This is a genomic window from Bacillus sp. RK1064 (assembly GCF_051488405.1).
Taxonomy (GTDB): Bacteria; Bacillota; Bacilli; order Bacillales; family Bacillaceae; genus Bacillus.
The window spans coordinates 3,162,794-3,177,101 of the sequence record NZ_JBPSCZ010000001.1 but is presented as its reverse complement, the minus strand read 5'-3'; the positions used below and the strand labels follow the sequence as shown (position 1 = coordinate 3,177,101).

Below are 14,308 nucleotides of genomic sequence, written 5' to 3'. Positions count from 1 at the left end.
GCGTCATGAGTTATCCTCTTTTCGCTTGATCATGATGTGAAGATCTTCCTCTTTTTCTTCGCACACTGCTTTTTTTGTTTTTTCGATGGTCAGTTCAATTTGCTTTAGCCTTAATCTTCGTTCATCCTTCGCATGTGCGAGCTCTTCAAACTGTTTAATGAGACGCCTGAGCTCTCCCATTGCACGGGATTGGGCATTTAAAAAGGTGGCATGCCGATCCCATGAAAATTGAAACGAATATTCTTCTGTGCTGATTTCTTGTTCTGGCTGAATGCCTTCTACTGTTTCTTCTAATGAAGAAGGCATGTATGCCGCCTTTTTCAGCTCTTTGATCATGTCATCTTGATCTGACACATACATGATGCGCTGCGCCCGAATAATGGCAGCATATTGAATTTGAATTTGATCCCAGATTAAATCAAGCGATGTACGCCCGCCCATTTTCTCCATGATTTCAATTGTTTCATCTGAAAGAAACTGATTGAAGATCGAGTGTGCCTGCTTTGACGAACCTTTTTGCCTTTGCCATCCGTATCGTCTTTTCCATGATTTCACGGTATGGATCGAGACATTGTAATGATCAGCAATTTGCTGGTACGTCATCCCTTTCATATAATCTTGCTTGGCTCCTATCCGTTTATCTTTCATTTACATTCACCTGCCGCCTCCTTTTAATTCGAACGATTTCCTGTGAAGGAATCATTTGTGTAGGGCTAGCAAACATCCGTTTGGTCTTTCTAACTATAGGTGGCAACTGTAAGACAAGTGCTGCTCCATTTATTTTGTAAAAGAAAAAACGCCTATTCAGCTGCTTCGAATAGGCGTTCTTGTACTTTTTTGGACATCTTTGTCCGAGCTCTCTCCATATGTTTTTGGACAGTTCCTTTTTTCACATCCAGCATAACCGCAATCTCGCTAAACGATAATCCTTGTGTTGTGTGCATGAAGAATACGTCCTTTTCTCGATCCGTTAAAACGGACAAGGCTTCGTCAATTCGTCTTTTGTCCCGCTCGCTGACATCTCTTTCATTCTCTTGGATGAGGGTATATTCATGTGATAAAGCCTCTAACACTTCTGGATTTGCTAGGATGGTGCGCTGATAGACTGAACGTCTATCTAATCCTCTGCGTGCGCCTGGCTGTCTGCCAATTTGAAGCCATTCCACGACGTATTCGAGATCGCTGACCATACTGGCGATAATTTTTTTATCATGCTTCTCTTGATCTGACAGCTGTTTCTCTTCTTTTTCTCTATATGGTTCATATCTTTTTCTAGCATCCTTTAATGCTCGTTTGTATTCGATGAGTAAATCTTGCATATTGGCTCTCTCCCTTTTTTAAGAAAATAAAAAACGGACACCAATCAGTCCCCTTTTCATAGGGTCTTGATCAGTGTCCGCAGGCTTTCCGTCTTGGACGTATTATGTTGTGTTGTGATCTAGCTGATTTTAAAACCAATCTCGTGATCTACTCTTGCAAAGTGACCTTTTGCCGTTTGAATAATGGTTTTTCCATGTTCAGGTACATCCAACTTATAAGCCGTTCCTACATTCCCATCTAATACGATGACTTGAATTTTTCCTGTTTCCATCTCACCGACAAATGTCTGGTTTTCTTGAATGAATAATTGTTTTGGCTCGTTCATATGCTTGTCTCCTTATTTGGTGAGGATTTCGTGCCATCACCTATCGTATTTAAAATGATTTCAATTCTTGGACGCATACTATAAAACTGGGAAACTCTTAAATCGACAATCTGTAGAGGGACCTTATCCGCAATAGAATGAAGTGCTTCTTGAATATGTTGTAGTCTTGGCTGAAAGATGCTGACGTGCACCGGGCGTATCAAACCTTTTTCTGCGTATGTACGCTTGTTTTGACAGTCAGCTATGTCAAGCGGCATGTCGTCAAATAAGCGAATCTCGAGTGATAGTGCGCCTTTTATTTTATGCGGGCATTGTGCTTTTGCAGCTGCTCGTATTCTTTTTATCAATGTATCTTTTGTTAAAAACTCTGCCTCAATGATAAAATGGATGACCATGTTAGGATCTCCCGTCATCCTTTTCAAACTGACGGATGTCTTGTTCGTTTTTACTCGCTTTGAGCAAGCATTTGAGGATTGTTATAATTTGCTTCCATCGTTTCACGTCGCCTTGATTCCTCCTTTTTTGCTTCAGCGACCTTTGCCGCCAAGAGGTTCATGTATGTTTGCTTCTCTTCTACCGTGGCAAAAACAAACACCGGTTTCTGATGATGAAAGGTGATCCAGCCGCCAGCTTGGACTAAACAAAGCTGCGCTTCCTTTCTGGCATCAAACGTCATCTGATGTTTCATCTTCTTCAAATCCCTCCAGACTGTCCTCAATCTCTGTTTGATATCCATAACGTTTCATGTCATATGACCAGTAGCTTTTTGGATATCCAAAGTCATTCATCTGCGCTACCATTGGATGTTCAATATTCATTCTCTCCGTCTCCCCTTTTCTAAGAAATGGTCTTCCTTTAGAGAATTACTCATTTCGTGTAACTTTTGGTCAAAAAAAGCTCTTGAACACCCCTATTCAGCAGATCTGCAATATGCTTTGCGATTTCTAAGCTAGGCTTCGTTCTGCCCATTTCTATATTTGCATAGCCGCTCGTGTACTTATATCCTAATTTTTTCGCCATATAGGTTTGTGTTTTTCCTTGTAAAATGCGTTCTTCTCGTAAATGTTCAAGTTTCATCTTTCCACCTCTTACTCAATATGTGTAAGTTATATTCATTATGATAATATACACGAAACGAGTAAGTCAATCATTTTTTATTCTTTTTGTGTAATTATTTATCTTTTCCGTGTAATTCATGATAAAATTTACTCATAACATGAAAAAAGGTGTTTCCAATGGATAATTTGACTGGAAAGATTTTAACTGAATTAAGAGAGAAGCATGGATGGAGCAAGTCAACGGTTGCTAAAAAACTCGGATTAAAGGCGATGTCCACCTATGCAAATTGGGAATATGGCTTGAGAAAGCCCGACGGTGAGATGATTGTGAAAATCGCCGAGTTATATGGGGTCTCAACGGATTATCTTCTCACAGGTAAGGACAAAGGCGGAACTGATGCCGACCTTGCAGACGATCCTGATTTGCAAATTGCGTTTAAGGCTGCCTCCGATTTTTCCGAAGAAGCACGAAGACAAACCATCGATTTTATTCACTACATTAGAGAAAAAGAGAAGCAAAAAGGCCGTCAGCCAAAACAGCGAGACGACGATTGATGATCTCTTTTCATAAAGCTTTACATTGCTGGGATGAGCCCAGCTTTTTTTTATGCCTCTTTTTCCCCTAAAAAAGAGAAGGCATATGAATAATATATGACAATTTTCACCATAAATACTCTTTTTTCTACATAATTTTATTGACATATAATTCTATTATTATTAATATATGTATATACCAAAAAAAGGAGTGTTACCGATGAAAAAATTAATGAAAGCTTGTACATTGTCTTTAGCTGCTTTAGGTGCTCTTACGTTCTTTCAAACTGAAGGTGCTCATGCAGCTGCACAGCCAAAAGAACCAGTCATAGCAAAAGCTCCTATTATGAATAAAGTAATTACGTTGACCCGTACGCTTCCTGTAGGTTCTTCGATCGCCGTCTCTCTTCCAGCAAGCCAAATTACTGTGACGGGCGCAACTTATGCGATTCAATTAGATCAAACAGCTCCAAACTTCACTTGGATTCGTGCCGTACAACGCGGTTCAGTGACGGTTTCTTACTATAATTCACTTGGAGAACGTGTGATTAACTATATTACTGTTCGATAAGCCATATTGCTTTACATATGAAAAGGCGATGACTTCATGATCATCGCCTTTTTGTGTGTCTACATGTATATTCATAGACTTCATTTATCCAATGCTTGCCAACGACCATCTCTTATGTTAACTTTTAATAAAAATAAGTTAACATAATGAGAGGAGCTTATGATGGGAAAACAAATATCTTTGTCTTGGGAAGCGATGGCGGAGAAAGCGCTGAAAAATGAACGGATCACGCTGCAAGAAGGTCTAGACATTCTTGCAGCTGACGATAAAGAATTATTATCTATGATGCATGCAGCCTATCAAGTACGATTTCATTTTTTTCAAAACAAGGTGAAATTAAATATGATTTTTAACGCAAAAAGCGGTTATTGTCCTGAAAACTGTGGTTATTGTTCACAGTCGATCATTTCAAAAGCACCGGTTGAACGATATACAATGCTTGATCAAAAAACGATTGTGGCTGGCGCGCGTGAGGCGCTCAAGAGAAAAGCGGGGACTTATTGTATTGTCGCAAGCGGCAGAGCACCTTCTCACAGAGAGTTAGATGAGGTGACGGCAGCAGTAAAAGAGATCACTGAGACCATGCCTTTGAAGGTGTGTGCATGTCTTGGGTTATTAAATGAAGACAAAGCGAGGCGGCTGAAGGAATCAGGGGTTCATCGGTATAATCACAATATCAATACACATCAAGATCATCATGCTCACATTACGACAACTCATACATATCATGATCGTTTGTCGACCCTTGAGGAGGTCAAACAGTCCGGCATGTCACCTTGCTCAGGGGTTATTATTGGGATGGGTGAAACCAACCAGCAAATTGTTGAAATGGCTTTTGCGCTCAGAGCCCTTGATGCGGATTCAATTCCAGTCAACTTTCTTCATGCAATCGAGGGAACACCGCTTGAGCATCAAGAACGAACACATCCGATCAAAGCATTGAAAGTGTTGGCGCTCATGAGGTTTGTCAATCCAACCAAGGAAATTCGAGTATCTGGAGGCAGAGAGTTCAATTTACGGACGCTTCAGCCGCTTGCCCTTTATGCGGCAAATTCCATTTTCGTAGGCGATTATTTAACAACAAAAGGCCAGCAAGTCCAAACGGATCATCACATCATTGAAGATTTAGGTTTTGACATAGAAGAATGTGCGTTATAAAAAAAGTCTGCCGGTGAATCGGCAGACTTTTGGCAATAAGATTAGAATCTTTTATGGAAATCGACAGTGCCGCTTCCTTCCTCACGGTCAAAGCTGCCAACAAATGTCCAGTTAATATAGCCGCCGTCACCATTGTTGACGAACGTACCATCTTCAAATACCCAAATACCAAACGTAATACCATCATATTCAACACTATCATAGTAGACAACATTGTTCAGTCCGCTAAAGTCATGATCTTGGCTTAAGTTTTGGACAACTACGTTATAGTTTTGACCTGCTTCATAGAAGGCACTGTACGCCGCATTTTTTACAAATCCATCACGATTTTGTGATGATTTTACTGCTTGTTCAATTTTATCGGCAATGGCTACTGGGTCAATAGAGACACTTCCATCAACACCTGTTGTCGTCGCAGCTTCAGCCGTTTGACCAAAAGTCGTAAGAGATAGAGGGGCAGCAACCATTGACGTAGCAATCATAGAACTAACAACAAATTTGCTTGTTTTTCTCATTATTTCTAACTCCTCCTTTAATTGGTATGTTTATGTACTACCCCTTCCTCTGTCTCTTAAACACTAAATTATGAAAAAACTTCTTTTTCTACCAATTGAGAGGGTGATTTTACTGTTTAAAAGAGCTGAAACAACAAAAAAACTACTCTTTTATAAGAGTAGTTTCAGATTGTTGACAAAGGGCTAAAATGATCTTTATTTTAGCCCTTTGTCTTCTTTTCAGCTCAGCGTGTTTGAAAACCTTTGCAGTCTAGGAAGGACGAGCACCGGAGCGGAGCGAATTTGACATTCGTGAGCACCGGCGCGCAGACCTGACAACGAATGCGAAGGTTTGTCTACACGCTGAAACTACTCTTTTATAAGAGTAGTTTACAGCATTACATGAACAGGATAAATAAAATCACACCTAGGATAATTCGGTATATCGCAAAAGGCACAAGTTTGATTTTATTGATCAGTTTTAGGAAGAATCGAACAACAAAGAGAGCCACAACAAATGCACTCACAAAGCCGACGATAAAGAATGGCAGCATGTCTGTTGTTAAATATTCGGCATTTTTCACAAGTGTTAAGAAGCTTGCGCCTGCCATAATCGGCATCGCCATGATAAATGTAAAATCAGCTGCAGCACGGTGATTCAAACCAAGAATAACCCCGCCTGCAATCGTCGAACCTGAGCGAGAGAAGCCTGGCCATAATGCCAAACATTGAAACAGTCCGATATAAAGCGCCTGTTTGTACGTCATGTTATCGACAGAGCTTGTTTCTGTTTTACGTTTATTGATCCAGTCAGCGACAAGCATCAGCACTGCGCCTAAAATCAAACCGACAGCGACTGTTCTCACGTCAAACAAGTATTTATCAATATAGTCTTCAAATAAGAATCCTAAAATGACGGCTGGGACGAGTCCTACTGCAATTTGAGCAATAGTCAGCTTATGCCCGCTGCGCTTTTGTTCTTCGGTGATATTTTTCTTTAAGCCTAACAAGTTCAAAATACGATCCTTGAACACAATCATGACAGCTAAAATAGAACCTAACTGAATCACGACTTTAAATGTGTTTGCCGCCTCTGGCGTAATGATTTCCTTTGATTTTAACCATAGATCATCGACTATGATCATGTGACCTGTAGATGAGACAGGTGCATACTCTGTTAATCCTTCGACAATTCCTAAAACCAGTGCCACGAATAAATCCCATAGATTCATGATTTTCTTTCCTTTCAATTCTGATCTTTTGAACAGGCCAACCATCTATGTCCACATAAAGACAAGCTTTCTTCATCGAAAGCTCGTCTTTATGATACTATATTTTTTTCAAAAAAAGATTATGACATTAAACCTTTTCTTCTTTGTACAAATTGGATCGCATTTTGAACCAATCAAACAAGTGGGTCGTGATGACCTTCAGGACGGCATATGTTGGAATCGCGACAATGATTCCGACTACGCTGAACAATTTACCTGCTGTTAATAGAACAAAAATAATCGTGATCGGATGGATATGAAGGTTTTTCCCCATGACCTGAGGTGAAATAAATTTCCCTTCAATGAGCTGAACCACTGTCCAGACAATGATGAGTTTTAAAAGCATCACTGGTGATGTCACAAGCGCAATCACAATCGCTGGTGTAATCGCAATCGTTGGACCAAGGTAAGGCACCACACTTGTACATGCCGCAATGATCGCCAGCAGCAACGCATAGTCAAGTCCAATAATCAGATAACCGATTAAAAGAAGAACACCAATACAGAAGCTGACAATGATCTGTCCGAGAATATAAGAGCTCAGGCGATGGTTCATTTCGTGAAGCACGATATGTGTATGATCTCTAAACTTATTCGGAATAAATTTCAGGAAATAGTCAGGCAATTTTTTACCGTCTTTTAATAAATAAAACAGAATGAACGGAACGGTCACGATCGAAATGATGATTTCGGTGAGCGCCCCTAAGAAAGTCCCTACACCGGTAAAGGTGCTTTCCAAAATCTTCGTCGCTTGACTTGACGCTTTACTCACCAATTCAGAGACGTTAAAATTCATCGCTTTCTGCGCTTGATTAATAAAGTTGCTTCCCGTTAGTTGGCGAATCTGTTCTTCTACCGTATCAACATATTTCGGAAGGTTATGAAACAGACTCATCGTTTGTGCTTGTAAAAAAGGAATAATAGACACAATGGTCACTGTAATGATACCAATAATGACAATATATAAAAGCAAAATTGAAAAGATCCGTTTGACTCTAAACCTCTCTAACAAGTTGACAATCGGATTTAATAAATAATACACGACCCCCGTTAAAATAATCGGTAAGGCTATGGTTTTGACGAGTACAATGAGCGGTGTGAAAATAAAAGATGTTTTCATGAAAACAAGGATATTCAATCCGATTAATAGCAGGACGAGTAAAAAGAGAACAAACTTGTTATCAAGAAAAAATTTTCTAAATCGACTGCTCCACATTTGCATAGAATTCATATCGTTCCTCCAAACTCGGGCTATTTTATTAATAAATTGTACACTATCTGATCATGATATGGTGGTCATTGTTTCAGCTTTTTTTCCCATTTCGCAATGGACATCGCCCATATAATGAGAATCGGCTGTCCAATAAGCCTTATCCATAGCAAGGCCTGATCTGTGCTTTTTTGACCTGGAAATGGAATTCCCTCTCGTGCAGCAAATAAGTTTGCAGGGAAAATGAGTACAAGATAGACAGCCATGATTTTTGCTGCTGCAATCCTGACATTTGGCAAAAGCAGCAAGACAGCCAGCAGCCATTCAAGGCATGCAGTCGCATAGACTATCACATATGGAAATGGCCAGCCTGGCATCATACGGGCAAAGCCGCTCGGCTCTATCACATGAAAAATACCGGCTGCTATGAATAAAAGCGCAAAGACGTATGTACTTCCTATATGCAGGGTGCGCTTCATGTTCGTTTCCTCCTCTCCCTTCTATCAGAGTATTACCCGAATGAAGGAAGAAACTACCCACTTTTCGTACATTTATATCCTTTATGTAAGACGCATCAGACTATATAAAGGTTTCATCCGCTCTTCAATAAAAAGAATGTTCTTTCATACAAACGCTTTCAAAGGATGTATAATCAGAGAAAAGCAGAAGGAGGGAATGACATGATTCGATTTGCTGTCATCGGAACGAACTGGATTACAGATCGATTCTTACAGGCCGGTGAAGGAGCAGCTGATTTTACATGTACAGCAGTCTATTCACGGTCCGCTGAAAAAGGCCAGGCATTTGCCGAAAAATACGGGATTGATACAGTTTTTACGAACTTACATCAAATGGCGGAAAGTGATGCGTTTGATGCCGTGTATATTGCAAGTCCAAATGCCCTTCATAAGGAGCAGGCCATGTTGATGATGGAGCACCAAAAGCACGTTTTATGCGAAAAACCATTCGCCTCTCACCGAAAAGAAGTGGAAGAGATGATTGCTGCAGCGAAAAAACATCAAGTGTGTTTAATGGAAGCGATGAAAACGACATTTCTGCCAAACTTTCTGCAAATTAAACAGCATCTTGATCAGCTCGGGCCCATTCGGCAAGTGGTCGCTCATTACTGTAAATATTCCTCAAGATACGATGCTTACCGAAATGGCGAGATTCCAAATGCTTTTAAGCCTGAATTATCGAATGGTTCTTTAATGGATATCGGTGTGTATCTTGTCTACCCGGCGATCTATTTATTTGGTCTGCCGAATCAAATCACCGCGAGAGGCTATAAGCTTTCTTCTGGTGTAGATGGGAGCGGCTCTGTCCTTTTACAATATGACGGGCATCAAGCACTCCTTTTCCATTCTAAAATTTCAACGTCTCATTTATCTGCGGAAATTCAAGGAGAGGACGCCACGATGGTGATTGATCAATTCCACCGTCCTTCGCGTATCACGATCCACGATCGTCAAGGACATCAAACCGATATCTCTCTCAAAGATGATCAGCCAGCCATGTATTATGAAATCTGTCATTTTATTGAGTGTATTCAGCAAGGAATGGGTCAGTCTCCAGTCAATACATTTGCCTTATCTGTTCAAACCATGTCCGTCATGGACGAGGCGAGAAAACAAATGGGCGTGATGTATCCTGCCGATAGACAAAATGAATGGGGCATGAAATGATAAACAAAGGGCGAACATGATGTGTCTGTTCGCCCTTTGTTTTTTGTTTCAGATCCTTTGTTTATGTTGCCGCTAACACATCCGCAAATGCTTTCACATATGGAGGGAGATCCGGCGGACGTCTGCTCGAGACGAGGTGGCCATCTGTGACGACTGCTTCATCAAACCAGTCCGCTCCAGCATTTGTCATATCATCTTTAATACCAGGTGTACTTGTTACTTTTTTGCCTTGCAGGATTCCTGCTGAAATCAGCACCCAGCCAGCGTGGCAAATTTGCCCGATTGGTTTTGCCTTTGCATCAAATGAACGAACGATGTTTAACACTTCTGGATAACGGCGCAGTTTATCTGGTGCCCATCCACCAGGGACAAGCACAGCATCATATTCATCCGCTTGAATGGAATAAAAATCTGCATCAGATACAGCCGGCACACCGTATTTTCCGATGTACTCATGATTTGCTTTTTCTCCTACAAGATGCACAGTTGCCCCTTCTTCTCTTAAACGCAGAACCGGATACCATAGCTCTAAATCTTCAAAATCATCACTGACAAACGCAATGACCTTCTTATCTGATAAACGCATAACATCTCTCCTATTCTTTCGATTTCCTCTATTGTACGAGATGACCTCTTAAAAAGAAAAGCGGTTCCCCTTGAGGAGAACCACTTGATCTTATTCGCTGATCTTGAATTTTTTAATTAAATCACGTAATTCTTCCGCCATTTGGGAAAGAGTCGTAGATGAAGAACTAATCTCTTCCATAGAAGCAAGCTGTTCTTCAGCAGATGCGGCGATATCTTGGATGCTTGCTGAACTCTCTCGTGATACATCTGCAATTTCATTCACCGCTTTAGAAATTTGCTCTGATCCTTTTGAAAGCTCGCGTACTGTTGTATTCATTTCATTGATTCTTGTTGCGATTTCCGCTGTTTGCAGATTAATTTGTGAGAAGCTTTCTTTCGTTTGATCTGTAATGGAAAGACCATTCTTCACTTCTTCATTCACTGATTTGAACATATTTTGAGATGTTTCGATTTCAGATACGATTTCTTTCACAAGCTTTTCAATCTCTTTTGCTGAATCCGATGATTGAACTGCAAGTTTACGCACTTCTTCTGCGACAACAGAGAAGCCTCTGCCTGACTCACCTGCACGTGCTGCTTCAATGGCAGCATTGAGTGCAAGTAAATTCGTTTGATCCGCAATGCCATTAATCACGCCTAGAATGTTTGTGATATCTTTTGATTTATGCTCCAGCCCGTTGATCACCCCTTCAGCTTCTTTCACTGAATGGTCGATCGTCTTCATTTGGCCAACGGTTTGCTCCACAAGCTGTCCGCCTGATTCTGCAACTGTTTTTGATTGAATAGATGACGCTGTGATGACATCAGACGTTTCTGCGACTTCGTTCAGTCCTTCGTTCATTTGTTTTAAATGAGACGCGCTTTGCTCCACCATTTCGCTTTGATTTTCGTTGCCATTTGAGAATGATTCAATAGATGATGTAATATGTTCAGTTGCTTTTGTTGTTTGACCTGCACTTGCCGTCAGTTCTTCAGATGAAGAAGCCACGTTTTCTACAGATGTTTGTACAGCTTGGATGACATCTCTTAATGACTCACTCATTTCATTAAAGCTTGTGCCTAGCTGTCCAATTTCATCTTTTGACCGGACATCAATTTTTTCTGTTAAATCTCCCTCACTGATCTTCCTTGAGGAAGAGACAAGTATAGAAAGTGGTTTTGTAATGGAACGAATGATCAAGAAGATCAGAATCCCGCCAATGATGAGCGCGCCTGCTAAAATGATAGCGGCCATGTTAAAGACTGGCTGTGCAGCTTCTTCTACTTCCGTCACAAACATCGTACCGACAATTTTCCAGCCAGTCGCTTTGTTTGTGGTGAACTCCATTTGCTTTTCTTTTCCTTCAAACATATAACTCATAGAACCTTCATCTTGTGAATAAAGCTTTTCTAGCCATTCACCAGATAATTTGGATCCAGCTTTTTTCGTTGGATGGGCAACAAAGGTACGATCCGGACTTCCGATAAAGGCATAGCCTTGTTTCCCAATGTTTATGCTATTTGATTCTTTTACTAGATTCGCAATGTCTAGGTTCATTGCAATGACGCCTGATCCATCCTCTAACTTTTTAGAGATGGTGACCACAAGCGTACCTGTGGAAGCTGTTGGATACGGTGCTGAAACAGACAGCTCTCCGTTTTTCGCCCAGCCGTCTTTATACCAATCCCGCTCCGTTGCGACATAGTCAGCAGGCATTTTTTTATTAGGATATCTTGAAAACACTTTGCCATCACTTGAAGCGACAAAAATGCCTTCTGTGTCATCATTCATACTCATGAACTGCTCAAAGCGCCCTTGAATATCTGTCGTGCCTTTTTGCTTAAGCTTTTTCTCCGTGATCCATTTGCTAAAGAAATCGGCTGCGTCTGTTTTCACTTTCACAACCTTCGTAATATTTTTATCTAGCTGCTCTACGTTCTCCTTGGCGCTTTGCATGATTTGATCATTTAAAGAGGTGCTCGCCGTATGATATGAAGAGAATGCCAATACAATGATTGGGCATAAGAGAATAAATAAGAAAGAGAATACGAGCTTTTTTGAAATAGATGGCTTCCTGAAATACTGTATGAATTTCATAAAAAAGAAAACTCCTTTTAGTAAGATAGTATATATATCGGAAGTACTACTAGGTTGTTTACTTTTTTAATTTATTAAAGTCTAAATAAGTCCAAAACACCCAAATTATATGCATCGAATGGAAAAACACCTGACGTCAAAACGTCAGGTGCTTCCCTATATCTCTTACATTTTAAATTGTTTAATGAGCTCTCTTAGCTCTTCTGCCATCTGAGATAACGTGGCAGAGGATGAGCTGATCTCTTCCATAGATGCCAGCTGTTCTTCTGCGGATGCTGCGATATCTTGGAAGCCTGCGGAACTTTCTCTTGAAAGCTCTTTGATTTGATTCACCGCATGTGAAATATCATTTGAGCCATGCGAGAGTTCTTTGGCGGTTCCGTTCATTTGTTTCATTTGTTCTGTCATTTCTGATGTTTTATCGGTGATTTTCTCAAAGCTGACTTTCGTTTCATCTGTAATGTTTAATCCAGCTTGTACTTCACCTGCTACTTGTTTAAACATGTTCTGTGACTTTTCAATTTCCTCCACAATCTCGTTCGTCAGGCTTTCAATTTCCTTTGAAGAGCTTCCTGATTGCTCTGCCAGCTTACGAACTTCTTCTGCAACAACAGAGAAACCTCTGCCTGCTTCTCCTGCCCGAGCGGCTTCTATCGCAGCATTTAAAGCAAGGAGATTGGTCTGGTCAGCAATGCCGTTAATGACACCCAGAATGTTAGTAATATCCTTTGATTTCTGCTCTAAGCCTTGAATAACAAGCTCTGCTTCTTTCACTGCCTGCTCGATGGTTTGCATTTGACCTGCTGTTTTTTGAACGAGTTCTCCACCAGCCTGAGCCGTTTTGCTCGAATCAATCGACGATTCCATCATATGTGAGGTCGTATCGACCATATGGGATAAGCTGCGATCCATTTCGTTCAACTGGACTGAGCTTTTTTCGATCATATCATTTTGGTGTTCAGTGCTGTTTGAGAACTGTTCAATAGACGATGTGATATGCTCAGTCGCTTGGGTGGTCTGTCCTGCACTTGCTGTTAATTCTTCAGAAGAGGCGGCCACATTTTCAATGGAATTCTGAACAGCTTGAATGACGTGTTTCAGCTTTGCTGACATCTCGTTAAAGCTCTGCGCAAGCTTCCCGATTTCATCGTGCGTACGAACTTCAATATGCTGGGTCAGATCACCCTGACTGATTTTCTCAGCCGATTCAGAGAGCTCTATCAGTGGCTTTCGAATCGATTTAATAATAAAATAAATCGCGATTCCGCCTATGGCCATCGCAGCTGCCAGTATGATCATTGTTAAGTCGAGAACTGGCTGTGCAGCTTCTTTGACTTCGCCCGTATACATTGTTCCAGCAAGCTTCCAGCCTGTTGCTTCATTTGTGTCAAAAAACATTTGCTTCGGCTGTCCATTGTATTCATATTTGAAGCTGCCTTGTTTTTTATCATACAATTTCGAGATGAAATCACCTGTCAATTTCGCCCCAGGCTTGTCTGTTTTATGGGCAATATAATGCTGATCTGCAGTCGCGACAAACGCATAGCCTTCTTTGCCAATTTTGATGCTGTTTGTATCTTTCACGATCGTGTTCAAGCGCACATTGATCCCAATCACACCAGAACCATCTGCTAATTGTTCTGATATTGTGATGAGCAGGTCATCTGATGACTTGTCGACAAAAGGATCTGAAATGATGAGTTTCTCATCTCCCATCGATTGTTGAAACCACGATTCGTTTTTTGCGCTCGAGGCACTACCTTTGTGAATCTTGGAATATTCAGTTAGTTTACCATTTTGATCTGCAATGAATACTTCCACCACATCTTCATCTGTTTCCGATAATTGCTCTAATTTCACCTTGAGTAAATCCTTGTTTTTAGAAGCCAATTCACTCTTTTTCACCGATTTGGCTAAATAGGAAACGATATCAATTTTAGGCTGTACATCTTTATTAATGAGTTCGTTTAATTGCTGAACACCATTTGCAGCACTAGACATAATCTCATCATTGAGA

At 40.7% G+C, this 14,308-nt stretch carries 18 protein-coding genes and 1 pseudogene; 4 read left to right on the top strand and 15 right to left on the bottom strand.

What is annotated here, in order from left to right:
• Positions 1 to 3 precede the first annotated feature (3 nt).
• The 7 genes from terS to ACSSTM_RS16190 form a co-directional block, all read right to left on the bottom strand.
• On the bottom strand, positions 4 to 648 hold the full coding sequence (gene terS / locus ACSSTM_RS16220; protein ID WP_420735014.1) for a phage terminase small subunit: 645 nt from the start codon (positions 646 to 648) through the stop codon (positions 4 to 6).
• Between the two features lie 152 nt (positions 649 to 800).
• Positions 801 to 1,319, bottom strand: a complete 519-nt coding sequence (locus ACSSTM_RS16215; RefSeq protein ID WP_095285855.1) for a sigma-70 family RNA polymerase sigma factor — start codon at positions 1,317 to 1,319, stop codon at positions 801 to 803.
• Between the two features lie 119 nt (positions 1,320 to 1,438).
• Positions 1,439 to 1,645 (bottom strand): XtrA/YqaO family protein, encoded by a 207-nt coding sequence (locus tag ACSSTM_RS16210; protein ID WP_034659753.1) that lies wholly within the window; start codon positions 1,643 to 1,645, stop codon positions 1,439 to 1,441.
• A complete protein-coding gene (locus ACSSTM_RS16205) occupies positions 1,642 to 2,040 on the bottom strand; it encodes a hypothetical protein (protein WP_034659754.1) in 399 nt (132 codons plus the stop codon). Before ACSSTM_RS16205 ends, ACSSTM_RS16210 begins: the two co-directional genes overlap by 4 nt.
• 50 nt (positions 2,041 to 2,090) lie before the next feature.
• Positions 2,091 to 2,333, bottom strand: a complete 243-nt coding sequence (locus ACSSTM_RS16200; RefSeq protein WP_309415698.1) for a hypothetical protein — start codon at positions 2,331 to 2,333, stop codon at positions 2,091 to 2,093.
• On the bottom strand, positions 2,311 to 2,463 hold the full coding sequence (locus ACSSTM_RS16195; protein ID WP_164847178.1) for a hypothetical protein: 153 nt from the start codon (positions 2,461 to 2,463) through the stop codon (positions 2,311 to 2,313). Before ACSSTM_RS16195 ends, ACSSTM_RS16200 begins: the two co-directional genes overlap by 23 nt.
• A 49-nt stretch (positions 2,464 to 2,512) precedes the next feature.
• Positions 2,513 to 2,722 (bottom strand): helix-turn-helix transcriptional regulator, encoded by a 210-nt coding sequence (locus ACSSTM_RS16190; RefSeq protein ID WP_223251428.1) that lies wholly within the window; start codon positions 2,720 to 2,722, stop codon positions 2,513 to 2,515.
• Between the two features lie 158 nt (positions 2,723 to 2,880).
• Here ACSSTM_RS16190 and ACSSTM_RS16185 point away from each other — a divergent pair, with 158 nt between their 5' ends.
• The 3 genes from ACSSTM_RS16185 (at position 2,881) to bioB (ending at position 4,966) form a co-directional block, all read left to right on the top strand.
• A complete protein-coding gene (locus tag ACSSTM_RS16185; RefSeq protein ID WP_034659756.1) occupies positions 2,881 to 3,258 on the top strand; it encodes a helix-turn-helix domain-containing protein in 378 nt (125 codons plus the stop codon).
• A gap of 199 nt (positions 3,259 to 3,457) precedes the next feature.
• On the top strand, positions 3,458 to 3,808 hold the full coding sequence (locus ACSSTM_RS16180; RefSeq protein ID WP_034659757.1) for a hypothetical protein: 351 nt from the start codon (positions 3,458 to 3,460) through the stop codon (positions 3,806 to 3,808).
• A gap of 162 nt (positions 3,809 to 3,970) precedes the next feature.
• Positions 3,971 to 4,966: a biotin synthase BioB gene (bioB, locus tag ACSSTM_RS16175; protein WP_268496156.1), complete on the top strand. Its 996-nt coding sequence runs from the start codon at positions 3,971 to 3,973 to the stop codon at positions 4,964 to 4,966.
• A 41-nt stretch (positions 4,967 to 5,007) separates the two neighbouring features.
• Here the strand turns inward: bioB and ACSSTM_RS16170 are convergent, their stop codons facing one another.
• From ACSSTM_RS16170 to ACSSTM_RS16155, 4 genes are all read right to left on the bottom strand, one after another.
• Complete coding sequence (locus ACSSTM_RS16170; protein WP_106030412.1) at positions 5,008 to 5,481, bottom strand: stress protein; 474 nt, start codon at positions 5,479 to 5,481, stop codon at positions 5,008 to 5,010.
• A gap of 377 nt (positions 5,482 to 5,858) precedes the next feature.
• Positions 5,859 to 6,692 carry an undecaprenyl-diphosphate phosphatase gene (locus tag ACSSTM_RS16165; RefSeq protein WP_034660680.1) on the bottom strand — a complete coding sequence of 278 codons (834 nt, stop codon included), beginning with the start codon at positions 6,690 to 6,692 and terminating at the stop codon, positions 5,859 to 5,861.
• A gap of 127 nt (positions 6,693 to 6,819) precedes the next feature.
• A complete protein-coding gene (locus ACSSTM_RS16160) occupies positions 6,820 to 7,962 on the bottom strand; it encodes an AI-2E family transporter (RefSeq protein ID WP_034659761.1) in 1,143 nt (380 codons plus the stop codon).
• Positions 7,963 to 8,027: 65 nt separating this feature from the next.
• Positions 8,028 to 8,420 (bottom strand): DoxX family protein, encoded by a 393-nt coding sequence (locus ACSSTM_RS16155; RefSeq protein WP_095285853.1) that lies wholly within the window; start codon positions 8,418 to 8,420, stop codon positions 8,028 to 8,030.
• 201 nt (positions 8,421 to 8,621) lie between these two features.
• On the opposite strand from ACSSTM_RS16155, the gene ACSSTM_RS16150 reads away from it, so the two are divergent.
• The gene (locus tag ACSSTM_RS16150) at positions 8,622 to 9,626 is read left to right on the top strand and encodes a Gfo/Idh/MocA family protein (RefSeq protein WP_066030481.1); all 1,005 of its coding nucleotides are present in this window, start codon (positions 8,622 to 8,624) and stop codon (positions 9,624 to 9,626) included.
• A gap of 61 nt (positions 9,627 to 9,687) precedes the next feature.
• On the opposite strand, the gene ACSSTM_RS16145 is transcribed toward ACSSTM_RS16150, so the two are convergent.
• The 4 genes and pseudogenes from ACSSTM_RS16145 to ACSSTM_RS16130 form a co-directional block, all read right to left on the bottom strand.
• Positions 9,688 to 10,212, bottom strand: a complete 525-nt coding sequence (locus ACSSTM_RS16145) for a type 1 glutamine amidotransferase domain-containing protein (RefSeq protein WP_060597185.1) — start codon at positions 10,210 to 10,212, stop codon at positions 9,688 to 9,690.
• A gap of 90 nt (positions 10,213 to 10,302) precedes the next feature.
• Positions 10,303 to 12,291, bottom strand: a complete 1,989-nt coding sequence (gene tlpB / locus ACSSTM_RS16140) for a methyl-accepting chemotaxis protein TlpB (protein WP_095285851.1) — start codon at positions 12,289 to 12,291, stop codon at positions 10,303 to 10,305.
• Positions 12,292 to 12,456: 165 nt separating this feature from the next.
• Positions 12,457 to 13,404 carry a methyl-accepting chemotaxis protein gene (locus tag ACSSTM_RS16135; RefSeq protein WP_411266055.1) on the bottom strand — a complete coding sequence of 316 codons (948 nt, stop codon included), beginning with the start codon at positions 13,402 to 13,404 and terminating at the stop codon, positions 12,457 to 12,459.
• Positions 13,399 to 14,292 (bottom strand): annotated as a pseudogene (locus ACSSTM_RS16130) (HAMP domain-containing protein); the annotation flags it as partial. The pseudogene ACSSTM_RS16130 and the gene ACSSTM_RS16135, both read right to left, overlap by 6 nt.
• Between the last annotated feature and the right edge of the window lie 16 nt (positions 14,293 to 14,308).